Below are 254 nucleotides of genomic sequence, written 5' to 3' on the forward strand. Positions count from 1 at the left end.
CGCTGCGCGCTGGCGGGCGCGGCGCCGTTTTCGCGGCCGCCGCGCCACGCTACGCTAGCGCGTCTTGAACACGTCGATCGACGAAAGCGCGTGACCGTGAAAGTCGAACAACGTGTTGTTGTCCCACTGATCGCCGCCGCCCACTTTCCAGCCGACATCAGGCGTGGGAATCCACTCGGGCTCCCACCAGAAGATGCCTTTGCCGCGCCCGTCCGGAATACTCTTCACCACGTTCGTCAGCGCCGCGAAGAATT

At 64.6% G+C, this 254-nt stretch carries 1 protein-coding gene; it reads right to left on the reverse strand.

Annotated elements, in window-relative coordinates; all coding sequences use genetic code 11:
* Nucleotides 1-54 precede the first annotated feature (54 nt).
* The coding region (locus SB816_RS33405) for a glycosyl hydrolase 53 family protein (RefSeq protein WP_410548429.1) at nt 55-254 on the reverse strand (200 nt) is incomplete at its 5' end.

It is taken from the genome of Achromobacter sp. SIMBA_011 (genome assembly GCF_046535435.1).
In the GTDB taxonomy this organism is placed as follows: domain Bacteria; phylum Pseudomonadota; class Gammaproteobacteria; order Burkholderiales; family Burkholderiaceae_B; genus Achromobacter; species Achromobacter dolens.